The organism is Sphingomonas sp. (assembly GCF_036387535.1).
In the GTDB taxonomy this organism is placed as follows: domain Bacteria; phylum Pseudomonadota; class Alphaproteobacteria; order Sphingomonadales; family Sphingomonadaceae; genus Sphingomonas_R.
The window spans coordinates 36,090-52,478 of record NZ_DASVTO010000008.1; the positions used below are offsets into that span (position 1 = coordinate 36,090).

General features: G+C 66.3%; 11 protein-coding genes and 1 pseudogene. 6 read left to right on the plus strand and 6 right to left on the minus strand.

The window, feature by feature from the left end:
• Window positions 1-17: 17 nt before the first annotated feature.
• The 4 genes from VF649_RS01400 to crtY are packed head-to-tail and all read right to left on the minus strand — an operon-like array spanning window position 18 to window position 4,290.
• Window positions 18-956: a phytoene/squalene synthase family protein gene (locus VF649_RS01400; protein WP_331010169.1), complete on the minus strand. Its 939-nt coding sequence runs from the start codon at window positions 954-956 to the stop codon at window positions 18-20.
• Window positions 953-1,534 carry a TIGR00730 family Rossman fold protein gene (locus VF649_RS01405; protein ID WP_331010170.1) on the minus strand — a complete coding sequence of 194 codons (582 nt, stop codon included), beginning with the start codon at window positions 1,532-1,534 and terminating at the stop codon, window positions 953-955. The genes VF649_RS01400 and VF649_RS01405 overlap by 4 nt, the downstream gene beginning before the upstream one ends.
• Window positions 1,535-1,576: 42 nt before the next feature.
• Window positions 1,577-3,127: a phytoene desaturase gene (locus VF649_RS01410; RefSeq protein ID WP_331010171.1), complete on the minus strand. Its 1,551-nt coding sequence runs from the start codon at window positions 3,125-3,127 to the stop codon at window positions 1,577-1,579.
• A complete protein-coding gene (gene crtY / locus VF649_RS01415; RefSeq protein WP_331010172.1) occupies window positions 3,115-4,290 on the minus strand; it encodes a lycopene beta-cyclase CrtY in 1,176 nt (391 codons plus the stop codon). Before crtY ends, VF649_RS01410 begins: the two co-directional genes overlap by 13 nt.
• A gap of 160 nt (window positions 4,291-4,450) precedes the next feature.
• Between crtY and VF649_RS01420 the strand changes: the two genes are divergently transcribed.
• The 4 genes from VF649_RS01420 to VF649_RS01435 all read left to right on the plus strand — a co-directional run bounded on the left by VF649_RS01420 (window position 4,451) and on the right by VF649_RS01435 (window position 10,260).
• A complete protein-coding gene (locus tag VF649_RS01420; protein ID WP_331010173.1) occupies window positions 4,451-6,484 on the plus strand; it encodes a hypothetical protein in 2,034 nt (677 codons plus the stop codon).
• A gap of 344 nt (window positions 6,485-6,828) precedes the next feature.
• Window positions 6,829-7,743 carry a sulfite exporter TauE/SafE family protein gene (locus tag VF649_RS01425; RefSeq protein WP_331010174.1) on the plus strand — a complete coding sequence of 305 codons (915 nt, stop codon included), beginning with the start codon at window positions 6,829-6,831 and terminating at the stop codon, window positions 7,741-7,743.
• Window positions 7,740-8,528 (plus strand): TIGR02186 family protein, encoded by a 789-nt coding sequence (locus VF649_RS01430; RefSeq protein WP_331010175.1) that lies wholly within the window; start codon window positions 7,740-7,742, stop codon window positions 8,526-8,528. Before VF649_RS01425 ends, VF649_RS01430 begins: the two co-directional genes overlap by 4 nt.
• A gap of 70 nt (window positions 8,529-8,598) precedes the next feature.
• Window positions 8,599-10,260, plus strand: a complete 1,662-nt coding sequence (locus VF649_RS01435) for an ATP-binding protein (protein WP_331010176.1) — start codon at window positions 8,599-8,601, stop codon at window positions 10,258-10,260.
• Window positions 10,261-10,263: 3 nt separating this feature from the next.
• Here VF649_RS01435 and VF649_RS01440 read toward each other — a convergent pair whose 3' ends face one another.
• Window positions 10,264-10,746: an MmcB family DNA repair protein gene (locus tag VF649_RS01440; protein WP_331010177.1), complete on the minus strand. Its 483-nt coding sequence runs from the start codon at window positions 10,744-10,746 to the stop codon at window positions 10,264-10,266.
• 85 nt (window positions 10,747-10,831) lie between these two features.
• Here VF649_RS01440 and ppc point away from each other — a divergent pair, with 85 nt between their 5' ends.
• Window positions 10,832-13,507 carry a phosphoenolpyruvate carboxylase gene (gene ppc / locus VF649_RS01445; RefSeq protein ID WP_331010178.1) on the plus strand — a complete coding sequence of 892 codons (2,676 nt, stop codon included), beginning with the start codon at window positions 10,832-10,834 and terminating at the stop codon, window positions 13,505-13,507.
• 48 nt (window positions 13,508-13,555) lie between these two features.
• Here the strand turns inward: ppc and VF649_RS01450 are convergent, their stop codons facing one another.
• The gene (locus tag VF649_RS01450) at window positions 13,556-15,820 is read right to left on the minus strand and encodes an NADP-dependent malic enzyme (protein ID WP_331010179.1); all 2,265 of its coding nucleotides are present in this window, start codon (window positions 15,818-15,820) and stop codon (window positions 13,556-13,558) included.
• Window positions 15,821-15,928: 108 nt separating this feature from the next.
• Between VF649_RS01450 and VF649_RS01455 the strand changes: the two are divergent.
• Window positions 15,929-16,389: pseudogene (locus VF649_RS01455) on the plus strand (tetratricopeptide repeat protein); the annotation flags it as partial.

Below are 16,389 nucleotides of genomic sequence, written 5' to 3' on the forward strand. Positions count from 1 at the left end.
GATCGCAACCGAAATGGTCAGTAGCGCGGCCGCTGCCACAAGCCCATTCTGGAGCCGGCTCCGTTCCAACGCCCGCGCCCCAGCGCCTGCACCCCCGCCTTCGCGACCCAGCCGAGCTTGTCCGCCTTGGTCGTGAACACCCGCACGTCCCATGCGGTCTCGCCCCGCCGCGCCACTTCGCGCGCGATGTCGCCATAGATGCCTGCCGCCGCCAACACCGCCCAGGCCGATCGCAGCGACAATGCCGGCGTCCCTGCCCGCGCGCTCGCCTCATAGGCCTGCGCCCGCTCCGCCAGACGGCGCCCCAGTACCGCGATCCGCGGGCGATAGACCGGCCGCATCGTCTCGCCCGGCGGCACGTCCATCTCGCCCAGCCAGTCCTGCGGCAGATAACAGCGCCCGGCGGCATCGTCCTCGCCGATGTCGCGCGCGATATTGGCCAGCTGGAACGCCAGCCCCAGGTCGCATGCGCGGTCCAGCGTCGCCCGGTCGTCGGGCGACACCCCCATCACCACCGCCATCATGCACCCGACCACGCCCGCGACATGATAACAATAGCGCAGCAGGTCGTCCTCGGTCCGCGGACTGAACCCGTCCGCGTCCAGGGCAAAGCCGGCGATCAGATCGTCGACGAACGCCCGCGGCAACGCGACCTCGGCCGCGACCATGCCCAGCGCGTCGAACGCCGGATCGCCGGTCGCCTCCCCCGCCAGCGCGCGCGCCGACAGGTCGCGGATCATCGCCAGCCGCGCCTGCGGATCGTCCACCACCGTGATCGCCGACCCCAGATCCTGCCCGTCCGCCAGATCGTCGCACCGCCGGCACCAGGCATAGAGCAGCCACGCCCGCTCCCGCGTCGGGCGATCGAACAGGCGCGACGCCGCCGCGAACGACTTCGATCCCTTCGCGATGCTGTCTCGCGCCTGCCGAACCAGCGCGGCGCGATCGGCGCTCACAGTTCGGCGCTGCGCATGCCGAAGATCGTGCGGTGCGGGACATAGGCCGCCATCCGGTCGACCAGCGCGTCGATCGCGGTATCGACGATCAGGATCGACCGGTGTTCGGCGCGCAGGAAGCCGACCTCGCCCATCTTCTCCACAAAGCCGATCAGCAGGTCATAATAGCCCGCCACGTTCAACAGCCCGACCGGCTTGCCATGATAGCCGAGCTGAGCCCAGCTCATCGCTTCCCACAGTTCGTCCATGGTCCCGGTCCCGCCCGGTATGGTGACGAACCCGTCCGACAGGTCGGTGAACAGCTGCTTGCGTTCGTGCATCGTGCTGACGGTATGCAGTTCGGTGCAGCCGAGATGCGCGACCTCTGCCGTTACCAGCGCTTCCGGGATCACGCCGATCACCTCGCCACCGGCGGCCAGCGCGCTATCGGCCACCGCTCCCATCAGGCCCAGCCGCCCCCCGCCATAGACCACCCCGATCCCGCGTTCCGCCAGCCGCCGCCCGATCGCGCGCGCGCTTTCGATATAGACCGGATCTGCCGGGGTGGCGGACCCGCAATAAATCGCCAGACGCTTCATGCTCGCTCCGTAAGCCCGTTACTCGTTACGCTGGCGGCGGACCTATGCGCGCAGCCCTTCCAGCATCAGCGCGGCGGTCGCCTTCGCACTCCCCACCACGCCGGGAATGCCCGCGCCGGGATGCGTGCCCGCGCCCACGAAATACAGGTTCGGGATCGCATCGTCGCGATTGTGTGTCCGGAACCAGGCCGATTGCGTCAACACCGGTTCCAGCGAGAAGGCGCTGCCCAGATGCGCGTTCAGGTCACGCCCGAAATCCTGCGGCGTATAATGGAATTGCGTCACGATCCGCCCGCGCAGGTCGGGGATCAGCCGCTTTTCGATCTCGTCCAGGATGCGCTCGGCATATTTCGGTCCTTCGACCGCCCAGTCGATCGGCAGCTTGCCCTGATGCGGCACCGGTGCCAGCGCGTAGAAGGTCGAACAGCCCTCCGGCGCCATCTCCGGATCGCTGACGGTCGGATGGTGCAGATAGAGCGAGAAATCCTCCGCCAGCACGCCATGATCATAGATGTCGGTCAGCAGCCCGCGATAGCGCGGACCGAACAGGATCATGTGGTGCGGGATGCCCGGCCACGTCCCCTTGATTCCGAAATGCACCACGAACAGCGACGGCGAGAAGCTCTTGCGCTTCAGCTTCGCGGTCGCGCGCTGCCCGCGCACCGAATGACCGAGCAGGTCGCGATAGGTGTGGACGATGTCGCCGTTGGACGCCACCGCATCCGCTGTGATCACCTCCCCGCCCGCCAGCCGCACACCCGTCACCCGGTCGCCCAGCGTCTCGATCCGGTCGACTGCCACGCCCAGCCGCATCGTGCCGCCCGCGCGTTCGAACTGCGTCACCATCGCCGCGATCAGCTTGTTGGTCCCACCCTTGGCGAACCAGACGCCGCCGTCCTTCTCCAGCTTGTGGATCAGGGCGTAGATCGCGCTGGTCGTCATCGGGTTGCCACCGACCAGCAGGGTATGGAACGACAGCGCCTCGCGCAGCTTCTCGTTCTTCACGAACCCAGACACGATCGAATAGACCGATCGCCACGCCTGATATTTGGCCAGCGCCGGCGCTGCCTTCAGCATCGATGCGAAATCCAGGAACGCGACATGGCCAAGCTTCAGATAGCCTTCGCGGTACACGCCGGCGGCATACTCCAGGAACCTGGCATAACCGGCGATGTCGTCGGGATCGAGCTTGCCGATCTCGGCCATCAACGACTGGTCGTCGTTGGAATAATCGAAATTGGTCCCGTCGGGCCAGTTCAGGCGATAGAAGGGCGTCACCGGCAGCAGTTCGATGTCGTCCGCCATCTGTCGCCCGGTCAGGCCCCACAATTCCTGCAAGCATGCGGGATCGGTGATCACGGTCGGCCCCGCGTCGAACGTGAAGCCTTCCTTTTCCCACACATAGGCCCGCCCGCCGGCCTTGTCGCGCGCCTCGACCAGCGTGGTGCGCACGCCCGCCGATTGCAGGCGGATGGCCAGCGCAAGCCCGCCGAAGCCGGCGCCGATCACGACCGCGGTCTGCGGCGCGGCGCCCGGCACCCCGGTGTCGGTCCGGCTCGCGGGCGCTGCGCCATGGGCTGTTATCGTCGCCATGATTGTCGTCTCTCCCCAAGGGCCGCGATCGCACGGCCGACCGGAACCGGCGGCTTGCCCGCCAATATCCGGAACTTGTCCATTCTCGTCGATTGCGCGGCGTAGAAGCGCCGCACCAGCGCCGCGTCCAGCGTATAGAAGCGTTCCAGGACGCGGTAGCGTTCCGCCGGCGTCGCCGCCTTGAACAGCATCCGGTCCAGCATGCGGTAAAATCCGCGCGCACGCCAGGCCGCGGACGCATGGGCGTAGAGCCGGTCGTGCAGCGCCGGACCCGACAGGTCGGTCATCCCGGCGATCAGCATCGCGGTGCGCACCGCATCGGGCAACGAATAACCGGTGGTGGGATGGTAGAGCGCGGCACGCGCGCCGATCTTGGCCACGCCGCCGCCGCCCGACTGCCAATAGGCATCGAAATCGCCGCCCATCACCACCGGCAACACGCCCGATTCCCGCCGCGCAATCTCCTGCACCTGCCAGCCCTGCGCCTCGGCATAGCGCGCGATCCGCGCCGCAATGCTGTCGACATGCAGATGCGCGAAATCGCTGTAATAGGTATCCTCGACAAACACGCGGTCCGGCGCGAACGGCAGGCAATAGACGAAGCGATACCCGTCATGCTGATCGACGGTCGCGTCCATCACGATCGGCCGATCCAGCCCGTGCGGCGCCGCCAGCACCAGTTCATGCCCGACGAACTTCTGCCACCCGCAATCCAGGTGGCGCAAGGTCGCGGCCCCCCGCGCATCGATCACGCCACCCGCGTCGATCCGTGTCCCGTCGTCCAGCACCGCCGCCTTCGGCGACGCCGCCAGCACGCGCCGCCCGGTCAGGATGCGTTCGGCCGGCATCGCGGCGCGCACGGTGGCGTCCAGCCGTTCCGACGCGATGGAATAATAAGGCGTGCCCAGCGTCCGGGCATGCGCCGGAAACCGCACGTCATGGCCGCGCCAGCCATGCACGATCAGCGGCGCGACCAGCGCGCGATCGTCGGCATCCAGATCACTGTCGAAAAAGGACCAGATATGGTTGCCGCCCAGGACATCCGTTTCCTCGACCAGCAACACGCAGAGTTCCGGCCGCCGCGCCGCAAGTGCCAGCGCGACGAGCCCCCCGGCCAGCCCCCCGCCCAGCACCGCTACGTCACATTTCAAACTGGCTGCCATTGCCCCGGTCTTAGAAGAAGGTTGGGCATGTGGATAGGGGACGTTCTGTCCCACCCGGCGCTCCCGATCGCGCCGAACGGCGGTGATCGGCCGGCACGCTTTATGGGTCGTTAACCATAGCGCGCTAGGTCTCCGGCCTGTCGGATAGGAGCCAGGATCGATGAAGATGGACGTACTCGTGGCGGGCGATGCCCTGCCGGCCGATGCGGATCGTATCGATCTGGCACGTCAGGCGCTTGCACATCATGATCCGATCGCATTTAACGCGCTATTGGCCGAAATTCGGGTCGGGCGTGAATTCTGGTCGGCCGAAGTCGGTCAGACGCTGGTGCTCGCCTTGCTGGAAACGGTTCTTGACGCCCTCGGCAACGGCAACGCGCCGCTGGCGATTAATCTCGTTGACGCTTGCACCCCGGCGCTTGCGGAGGAAAGCCACGGCCTGCTGCTGCTCGCGGTCTTCCCGGACGGGCATGTCGGCAATCTCGCGAAATTAGGCGACGCCGCCCTGCTGTGCCTGACGCTGCTGACCCACAAAATGGGCCACCGGACGCGCGCCGCCGAGCTTCTGGAAAAGATGTTCGATCGCGCTCCCGCCGTCGACATGCACGTCGACATGCACAGCGCCGCGCGGGACCTTGCCGATCATTTTGCCGCCAGCGCGGACACCCGCATGAAGGCGAAGCTGGTCATTTGGGGCTTGGACGATACGTTCCGGACCGGCGCTCTTGCCGATGGCGGTGATCGGAGCCTGCATATGGGCCGCGCGACCCTGGTCCGGGCGCTCAATCGGCACGGCATCGTCTCCGCTTTGTGCGGACCGGGCGACGCGGACGCCGCCCGACGAATCCTTGACCAACACGGGCTATGGGACGAATTCGTCTTCCCGCGTATCTCGCCGGACCCGATCGGCAAAGCAGTATGCCGGCTGATCGAAGACATGCTGCTTCAACCGGCCAATGTGCTGTTCATCGACGGCGACACGAGCCGCCTGGCGGAGGTTGCGGCCGCTGCACCGGGAATTCATGCCGTCGCGGCCGACGCATGTGACGCGCTGTTGCAGGGCATTCTCGACACTAGCCCCACAATCGGAAACCGCGTGGCGGAGTATCGCATACTGGAGGCCCGCGTCACCGACCGCCAATCCCTGAGCGACGCCGACTTTCTCCTGCAAAGCGGGATCCAGGCGACCTACACGCACCGGATGGACAATCTGGCCTTCGTGGGCCGCATCGAAGAGCTTATCAACCGCGCCGATCCCCTCAACTACACCGAAACCCGCGTCGTGCCGGGCACGTTGCGCGATGTCGTTATGAACGTGTCCGACTATGACGTGTTCAGTGCGTTCATCTGGGACAAATATGGTCATCACGGTCTGGATGGGCTGGTCGGGACGGTCGTGTATCACCGGCCGAGCCGTCGCCCCATACACCTCGCCTTCTCCTGTCGAATCATGCACATGGGCGTCGAAGATTTCCTGATGTCCGCTCTGGCCGAACGCTATGGGCAGATCGATCTCAGCGCCCTGGCAAAACCGCTGCCCAGCCAGTCCGCTGCCGCGATCACCTATGTACCGTTCGAACAGGTACGAGACCAGGTCCTCGCGACGCATGCGCCCCGGGACGGAGCGAACATCCGCATCCGCGTCATGTCGGATTGCATGTCCGGCGGCTTCCATCATTACAGCCGATTCAAGGACGAGATGGATTTCGACAATATCCCGCGCGTCTTCAGCCTTCCGGCCATGCTCACCGGCGCCTATCGGGAACAGATATTTCCCGAATTTCTGGTCTACAATCCGGCGATCGACTATATGGAACCGCGTTGGACGTCGGTGATGGATGTGATCGATCCCGCCATCTACGAAGCGGCGCATAGGGCGTTCTGCGGCATGGTGATCGACAGCGATCGAAAGCTGCTGCTGTTGCTGTCACCGGAAAACGCGTCGGATCGTTTCTACGCCATCCTGCCGCACATGACCGGCGCCGCGTTGAAGGCACGGGACACACGCTTCAACCAGCTGTGGCGCGACGCCGCGGCGCGCAATCCCGATCGGATCAGCGTCGTGGAACTGTCCGACTTCGTGACCGAGGCGGACATGCTGACGCACGCCTATCATTATTCTCCTTCGATCCTGAAACACATGACCGAGATCGTGGACGGTTGGTTCATGGCGGGCGGCCGTCTGCCGGCGTGAGGTCCGGCCGCCCAATCAAAGCACCTGCAACGGGTCGGGCAGATCACGACCGGCATCGAAGATCGGTTCGGTACAACACGGGACAGGACCTGTACGGCCCGGCATCCGCCGGCGTCCAACGGGGAATCTGACGATGTCGATGGACGCCCTGCCACCCTCCCCGCATTTTTAACGATACAAAAACAAGCACCTATGCATGTTCCATGTGGAACATAAGGCGGTTACCGGATCCAACTCTCCTGCTTTTTCCGTGACTTGTCTGTCCTGTCACCCCGCCGATACACCGCCGCCGCCCGCAATCCCGCTTTCACGGTCCCGCCAAACCCGCTAGCCCGTTGCCTGCCATGGATATCTATCTCCCGATCGCCGGTCTGTCGGTCAACGCGCTGGTCATCGTGGCGCTGGGGGGGCTGGTCGGAATCCTGTCGGGCATGTTCGGGGTGGGCGGCGGGTTCCTGACGACGCCGCTCCTGATCTTCTACGGCATTCCACCCGCGGTCGCGGTCGCCTCCTCCGCGACGCAGATCACGGGGGCCAGCGTATCGGGCGTGTTCGCGCACATGGGCCGCAAGGGTGTCGATTTCCACATGGGCGCCGTGCTGGTCGCGGGCGGCGCGGCCGGGTCGGTCGCGGGCGGTTTCCTGTTCCGTGCGCTTCAGCGATCCGGGCAGATCGATACCGTCGTCGCCCTGCTCTACGTCTTCCTCCTGGGCGGAATCGGGCTTCTGATGGCGAAGGAAGCGATCGGCAGCGTGGTTGCCAGCCGCACCGGCGGCGCACGTCCGGCCGGGCCGCGCCGTCATCATCCGCTGGTCGCCAGCCTGCCGGGCCGCTGGCGCTTCTACCGTTCCGGGCTCTACATCTCGCCGATGGCGCCACTGGTGCTCGGCTTCTTCACCGGCCTGCTCACCGTCCTGCTCGGCGTCGGCGGCGGCTTCGTGCTGGTGCCGGCGATGATCTACCTGCTGGGCATGTCGACCAAGGTCGTCGTCGGTACCTCGCTGTTCCAGATCCTGTTCGTCACCGCCGCCACCACCATGGTTCATGCGCTCACCACTCACGCCGTCGACATCGTGCTGGCGGTCCTGCTGCTGATCGGCAGCGTGTCGGGTGCGCAGGTCGGCGCGCGCTTCGCCAACCGGGTCAAGCCCGAATATCTGCGGCTGTTCCTGGCGTTCATCGTGCTTACGGTCGCGATCCGCGTCGGCCTCGGCCTCACCTGGCGCCCCGACGACATCTATACGGTGCAGGCGCTGTGAGCCGGGGGGCAAGCCGGAAATCGATCCGGATCAAGGGCGTCTTGCTGGCCCTGCTCGCCCCGCTTCTGCTTGCACAGGCCGCACCGCGACTGATTCCGGATGTCTCGCAACGCCGGATCGACATCATCTACAGCTTCACCGGGGCCGAACTGCTGCTGTTCGGGGCGATCCTCTATCCCGGTGGCCGGCTTCCGACCCGCGACGCCGATATCGCCATCGTCATCAAGGGGCCGGCCGAACCGATCGTGCTGCGGGAAAAGCAGAAGATGGCCGGCATGTGGGTCAATGCCGACAGCGCGCGCTTCCGATCGGTGCCCAGCTTCTATGCGGTCGCCGCGTCGCGCCCGCTGAAGACATTGGTCGATCGCCGCACCGCCGCCATCTACGAACTGGGGGTGGACAATATCCAGCTTTCGCCCGCCAGCGGCAAGGCGCCCGACGAACAACGCCGGTTGGAGGACGGCCTCGTCAACCTCAAACGCCGCGCCGGCCTCTATGTCGAGGAACAGGACGCGGTCGAGATCAGCGAAGGCGTACTCTACCGCGCGCGCATCCATCTGCCCGCGCGCGTGCCGGTCGGCACCTACACCGCCGAAACCTTCCTGCTGCAAAACGGCCGGGTGGTCGCTGGTGCCACGCGGGAAATCGCGATCGAAAAGACCGGGTTCGAACGCTATGTCGCCGCCGCGGCGCAGGATCGCGGTTTTCTCTACGGTCTGTTCGCGGTGCTCTTGTCGCTGGTGCTTGGCTGGGCCGGTGCGATCGCCTTCCGCCGGCTGCGCTGAAGAACACGCTTTTTTCCGAATCTTAACCGCCGCCGCCCTACACGCGTCGAAGGATAAGGGTCAGGGTGTCATGTCGATCGAGCAACGGCACGCGGAAAGTTTCGTGGGCGTCGCCTGCGCTGATCCGATCGGACTGCTGGAAATCGGCATTCTGCTGGAAGTCGCCGGCGCCGCGACCCGGATCGCGCTCGATCGCGTTCTGCTCGCCGATCTTGCGACCGCGTCCGATCCCGCCATCGCCGCGGCGGGTCAGGTCGGAAGCCTGGTCAAGCTCCGCGTCGCCGATCGCTGGCTGATCGCCTGCGTCCGATCGATGCGCCTGTCCGATACCCATGACGGACGGATCCTGGCCGATGTCGATTTTGTCGGCGAAGGCGACGCGGATCGTGAAACCGGCCGCATCCGCGGGTTCCGCCGCGGCATCACCCGCTATCCGGTACCCGGTGCGGTCGTCGTTCCGCTCTCCGCTGTCGATATGCAGCAGGTATTCGCGACCGACGAGCGCGCGCACATCGATATCGGCACGGTCCATCCCACCACAGACATTCGCGGTGCCCTGTTCATCGACGCGCTGCTCGGCAAGCATTTCGCGATTCTCGGATCGACCGGCACCGGCAAATCCACCGCCACCGCGCTGATCCTCCACCGGATCTGCGAACGCGCGCCGGAGGGTCATATTCTGATGATCGACCCGCACGGGGAATATGGCGCCGCCTTCCGGTCGACGGGCGAGATACTGGACGTCGGCAATCTGGCGATGCCCTACTGGCTGATGAATTTCGAAGAACATGCCGAGGTGTTCGTCACCGCGTCCGGTCCGGACCGGCAGGTCGATCTGGACATCCTCGCCAAATGCCTGCTTGCCGCCAGGGCGAAGAACCGGGTGGGCGAAACCGTCGCCAAGCTGACCGTCGACAGCCCGGTGCCCTATCTGCTCTCCGACCTTGCCAACCTGCTGCAGGCCGACATGGGCCGCATCGACAAGGCCAGCAGCATCGCACCCTATCTGCGCCTGAAATCGAAGATCGACGAGATCAAGGCCGATCCCCGCTACGCCTTCATGTTTTCCGGCATGCTGGTCGGCGATACCATGGCGACTTTCCTGGCCAAGCTGTTCCGCTTGCCCGGCGGCGGCCGACCCATCTCGATCATCGACGTCTCGGGTGTTCCTTCGGAAATCACCAGTGTCGTCGTCGCGGTGCTCAGCCGGATGGTGTTCGACTATGCGATCTGGTCGCGGGGCGAAGCACAACGCCCGCTGCTGCTGGTGTGCGAGGAAGCGCATCGCTACGTCCCGGCGGATCGCACGGGGGGTGGCCAGGCGGTGCGCAAGGTGCTGGAACGCATTGCGAAGGAGGGTCGCAAATATGGCGTCTCGCTGGGTCTTGTCACGCAACGACCGTCCGATCTGGCCGAAGGCGTGCTGTCGCAATGCGGCACGATCATCGCAATGCGGCTCAACAATGATCGTGATCAGGCCTATGTAAAGGCGGCGATGCCCGAAGGTGCGCGCGGTTTCCTGGATGCGATCCCGGCGCTTCGCAATCGTGAGGCGATCGTCTGCGGCGAAGGTGTCGCGATCCCCATCAGGGTTCAGTTCGATACGCTGGAACCCGGCAAATGCCCCGCCTCGGGCGATCCGGTCTTTTCCGTGCTGTGGCACCAATCGGGTGGCGAAACCGCGACGATCGACCGCGTCATCCGCCGCTGGCGCAACCAGGGCCGCGGCTGAGCGTCAGTCGAGCCCGCCCAGTCCAGGATCGAGCCCGCCCAGCAGGCGCCGTGCCGCGCGCCGGGCGAAACGCAGCGTCTCCACCTTCCGCCGTGGTGCGGCGATCGGCCGCACCGCCGCCTCGCGCATGATCTCGGCATCGTAACGGTCGGCGACGATCAGCCCGGCAAGCTCCGGCCGGAACCCTGCCTCGTCGAACGGCGCCAGATCGAACCCGCCTGGCACCGCCCAATAATATCGGTCGCAATAGTCCAGATATTCGGGCCATTTCGCATCGCCGCGCAGGTCCGCCTTGGATACCTTGATCTCGACGATCACGATCTGGCCCTTGGCGTCGATCGCCATCAGGTCCGCGCGCCGGCCATTGCCCAGCGGCACCTCGCACAGCGCCATCGCATCCTGCCGGAACAGCAGGCGCGCCACACCGCGCGCGACATCGCGCGCCACCAGGGGACTGTCATCGAAACAGGCGGCGACGATCGTCATCGCCCGGACGATAGAACAGGAGTGGAACGTCGGCAACCATGACGGAAGTCGTTGACCGCCACCGCACCGCATTGCAGCATGGGCCATGGCCACATCCCTCCCGATCACGCAAAATCCCGACATCCGCTTTCTCGGTCGCATCCTCGGCGATGTCATCCGCGCCTATGGCGGCGATGCGCTGTTCCGCCGGATCGAACATATCCGATCGGTGTCCGTCGATCGCGCGCGCGGTGTTGCGGGCGCCGACGCCATCGATCCGGGGCTCAGCACGCTGGGGCTGGACGATACGCTCGCCTTCGTGCGCGGGTTCATGCTGTTCTCGATGCTCGCCAATCTGGCCGAAGATCGCCAGGGTGTCGCGGCCGAACCCGGCGCAGACCTGGGCGCGGCGCTCGATCGCCTGGCGGCGGAGGGCGTGTCGCGGGCCGATGCCGCCGCCTTTCTCGATCAGGCGCTGATCGCGCCGGTCCTGACCGCGCATCCCACCGAGGTCCGCCGCAAGAGCATGATCGACCACCGCAATCGCATCGCTGCACTGATGGCGCTGCGGGATGCGGGCGAAACCGAGACTGCCGACGGCGACGTGATCGAAGCCGCGATCGCGCGCCAGATCGCGCTGCTGTGGCAGACCCGCCCGCTCCGGCGCGAACGGCTGTATGTCGCGGACGAGGTCGAGACCGCGCTAGCCTATCTGCGCGACGTGTTCCTGCCGGTGCTGCCCGTGCTCTACGCCCGCTGGGAACGCGCGCTGGGGCAACGTCCCAAAAGCTTCCTGCGCCCCGGCAGCTGGATCGGGGGGGACCGGGACGGCAATCCGAACGTCAACGCCGAAACGCTCGACGCGGCGCTGGGCCGCGCCTGCTCGGTCGTGCTTAGCGACTATCTCGATCGGCTGCACGCGCTTGGCGCGGAACTCTCGATCTCGACCGAGCTGGCGGAAACCACCCCGGCGGTCGCGGCACTCGCGGATCGCAGCCAGGACACCGCCCTCGCCCGCCGGGATGAACCCTATCGCCGTGCCGTGACGGGCATCTACGCACGGCTTGCCGCCACCCACCGCGCGATCCTGGGCCGTGATCCGGCGCGCGCCGCGACGGTGGTGGGGGAGCCTTATCCGGATCCGCAGACGTTTCGCGCCGATCTGGTCGAACTGGCGCGCGCGCTGGCCGCTTCGGGCGAAGGGTTGCTCGGCACCGGCGGTGCGCTCAGCCGGCTGATCCGCGCGGTCGAAACCTTCGGCTTCCACCTCGCCACGCTCGACCTGCGTCAGAATGCCGATGTCCATGAACGCGTCGTCGCCGAACTGCTGGCCAGGGCCGCGGTCGAACCCGACTATCTGGCGCTGGACGAAGCCGCGCGCGTCACCCTGCTCCGCCGCGAACTGGCCGGTGCACGGCTGCTCGCCTCTCCCTTTGCCGCCTATTCCGACGAAACCACGTCCGAACTCGCGATCGTGCACGCGGCCGCCACGGCGCACCGGCGCTACGGTATCCGCGCGATCACCACCTACATCATCTCCAAGGCGGCCACGGTTTCCGACCTGCTCGAAGTCTGCATCCTGCTGAAGGAAGCCGGCCTCTACCGCGCCGGCGACCCGCCATCATCCGACCTGATGGTGGTCCCGTTGTTCGAGACGATCGAGGATCTGGAGGCGGGCCCCGCGGTGATGCGCGACTGGTTCGCGCTTCCGGAAATCGCCGCGATCACCCGGGGCCGGGGGCATCAGGAGGTGATGGTCGGCTATTCCGATTCGAACAAGGATGGCGGATATCTGACCTCGGTCTGGAGCCTCAATCGCGCCAGTCGCGCGCTCGCCACCGTTTTCGCGGAGGCGGGCACGCGGATGCAGTTGTTCCATGGTCGCGGCGGCGCCGTCGGGCGTGGCGGCGGCTCCTCCTTCGCCGCAATCCGCGCGCAGGCGCCGGGCACCGTCCAGGGCCGCATCCGCATCACCGAACAGGGGGAGGTGATCGCCGCCAAGTTCGGAACCCGCGAAAGCGCGATCGCCAATCTTGAGGCGACGACCGCCGCCACGCTGCTCGCCTCGCTGGAAACGCCGTCGATCGACGCGCAGGACAGCGCACGGTTCGCGGCCGCGATGGACAGCCTGTCGGACAGCGCATTCCGCAGCTATCGGGATCTGGTCTACGGGACCGACGGGTTCCGCACCTTCTTCCGGCAATTCACCCCGATCGCGGAGATCGCCGATCTCAAGATCGGTTCACGCCCCGCCAGCCGCACCAAATCCGACCGGATCGAGGATCTGCGCGCCATCCCCTGGGTCTTCAGCTGGGCGCAGGCGCGCGTGATGCTGCCCGGCTGGTACGGCGTCGGCGCGGCGCTCGATGCCTTCACGGACAAGGGCCTGTTGCGCGACATGGTCGCCGGCTGGCCCTTTTTCCAGGCGACATTGGCCAATCTCGAAATGGTGCTCGCCAAATCCGACATGGCGGTGGCCGAACGCTACACCGTGCTGGTGGAGGATCGCACGCTGGCGGACACCATCTTCGGCCGCATCCGCGGCGCGTGGGAACAGACGCAGGCCGGGCTGCTCGGCATCACGCGTCAGACGCGCCTGCTGGAACGCAGTCCGACCCTCGATGCTTCGATACGGCTGCGCCTGCCCTATATCGAACCGCTCAACCTGCTCCAGATCGAATTGCTCAAGCGGCACCGCGCGGGCGAAACCGATCCCCGCGTCCGCGAAGGCATCCAGCTTTCGATCAACGCCATCGCCACCGCCCTGCGCAACAGCGGCTGATCTCCCTTCTTCTCTCCCTCTCCCTTCGGTAGAGGGAGAGAATGATCGTCAGCGCGTAATCCCGCCGGCCGCCAGCACCGCCAGCGTCACCAGTTCGCTCGCGGTCGCCGACATGGTCGCGATCTGCACCGGGTGCTTCAGCCCCACCAGCATCGGCCCGATCACCGAATCGCCGCCCAGTTCGCGCAGCAGCTTGGCCGAGATATTGGCGGACTGCAGCCCTGGCATCACCAGCACATTGGCCGGGCCGGACAGACGGCTGAACGGGTAATTCTTCATCACCGTCGGGTTCAGCGCCACGTCGGGCGCCATTTCACCTTCATATTCGAACCCCACCGCACGCCCGTCCAGGATCCTGACGGCATCGCGGATATTGTCGATCCACTTGCCGTCCGGATTGCCGAAGGTGGAATAGCTGAGGAATGCGACGCGCGGCTCCTGCCCCATGCGTCGCGCCACCTCCGCCGTCTGTTCCGCGATATCCGCCAGCGCCGGTCCATCCGGACGTTCGGTCACGGTGGTATCCGCCATGAACACGGTATGGCTGCGCCCGACCAGGACATGGATGCCGAACGGCCGCCGCCCCGAAACCGGATCGATCACGCGCATCACCTGGCGCAGCGTCTGTGCATAGGTGCGCGTCACGCCGGTGATCATCGCATCGGCTTCTCCCAGTTCCAGCAGCAGCGCACCGAAGATGTTGCGGTCCTGATTGACCATCGCCTCGACTTCGCGGCGCAGATAGCCCCGCCGCTGCAACCGCGCGTACAGCGTATCCACCATCCGCTCGATCAGCGGCGAATGGCGGCTGTTGTGCAGTTCGAACGTCGATGGATCATCAACCCCCAGGGCGCGCAACTTGTCCGGCACCTCGTCACGTCCCACCAGCACCGGAGTCCCCAGTCCGGCTTCGCGGAACGCGATGGCCGCGCGCAGCACCGTTTCCTCTTCCGCCTCCGCGAACACCACGCGCTTGGGCTGCTTGCGGGCGCCCTCATAGGCAAGCTGCAGGATGGATGTCGTGGGGTTCAACCGCGCCTTCAACGCATCGCGATACGCATCCATGTCCAGAATCGGCTGGCGCGCGACACCGGAGTCCATCGCCGCCTGCGCCACGGCGACCGGTACGATCTCCATCAGCCGCGGATCGAACGGCGCGGGAATGATATAGTCCCGCCCGAACCGCGGCACGATGCCGCCATAGGCGACCGCCACCTCCTCCGGCACCTGTTGCCGCGCCAGTTCGGCCAGCGCGCGCGCCGCCGCGATCTTCATCTCGTCGTTCACGCAGGTCGCCCGCACATCCAGCGCACCGCGGAAGATGAACGGGAAACCCAGCACATTATTGACCTGGTTCGGATAGTCCGAGCGTCCGGTCGCTATGATCACGTCGCCGCGCGCCGCCTTGGCTTCGGTCGGCAGGATTTCGGGATCGGGGTTCGCCATCGCAAAGATGATCGGGTCGGCCGCCATCGACCGCACCATGTCCGGCGTCAGCGCACCCTTCACCGACAGGCCCAGGAACACATCCGCGCCCACCATCGCCTCGGCCAGCGTCCGTGCCGCCGTGGGTGCGGCATGCGCCGACTTCCACTGGTTCATGCCCTCGGTCCGCCCTTGGTAGATCACACCCTTGCTGTCGCACATCAGGACATTTTCGCCGCGGATACCCATGGCCTTGATCAGTTCGGTGCAGGCGATCGACGCCGCGCCCGCGCCGTTGACGACCACTTTGACATCGCGCAGCGCCCGCCCCGTCAGGTGGCAGGCGTTGATCAGCCCCGCCGCCGCGATGATCGCCGTACCATGCTGATCGTCGTGAAAGACCGGGATGTTCATCCGCTCCTTCAGCGTCTGTTCGATCACGAAGCATTCCGGTGCCTTGATGTCTTCCAGGTTGATGCCGCCGAAACTGGGCTCCATCAATTCTACCGCCGCGATGAACCGGTCGACATCCTCGGTCGCCAGTTCGATGTCGATCGAATCGACATCGGCGAAGCGCTTGAACAGCACCGCCTTGCCTTCCATCACCGGCTTGGACGCGAGCGCGCCCAGATTGCCGAGCCCCAGGATCGCCGTCCCGTTGGAGATGACCGCGACCAGATTGCCCTTGGCGGTGTAGTCATAGACGCAGGCCGGGTCTGCAGCGATCGCCAGCACCGGCACCGCGACGCCGGGCGAATAGGCCAGCGACAGATCGCGCTGCGTCGCCATCGGCTTGGATGCGATGATCTCGATCTTCCCCGGCCGCCCCTGGCTATGGAACAGCAGCGCCTCGCGCTCGGAAAACTGGATATTGGTTTCTTCGGACATGCGGAGGCCTTATGATCGATCATCAGACATTAGACGTTGGCATGGCATACGTCACCCCTGGCCGCGGCGCGCGCGGCCGCAGGTGGGCACCTGGTGGCGAGGTAAGTGGTGGCGCAAGATGTCGACCGAGTGGACGGGTGGAAGGCGATCGGCGCACATTTCGGGCGCGATCGTACGACGGCGATTCGCTGGGCGCGTGACCGCGGCCTGCCGATCCGCAGCCTGCCGGGCGGCAAGACCCGCACCGTCTATGCGCTCCGCTCCGAACTCGACGCATGGGCGCGCCTGCATGACACGGCGCCCGCACAGGGGCCGCCGGTCCCGCCAGCCGCCGCGCAGCCCGTCCCGCCGCGCGCGAAGCGGTCGCCCCGCGGCTGGTGGGGGGCCGCGGCGCTAGGCCTGGCGGGCGCCGCCGCGATCGGCCTGCTGATACAGCCGTCGGACGCGCCGGCGAAGCACGATCTCGCGGTGCCGGCGGATCCGGCCAGCGCAGCGCTCTATGTTCAGGGCCGCGACGAGGCCCACCGGCGGGACGCGGACAGCATGACCGCGGCCGTTGCCCATCTGCG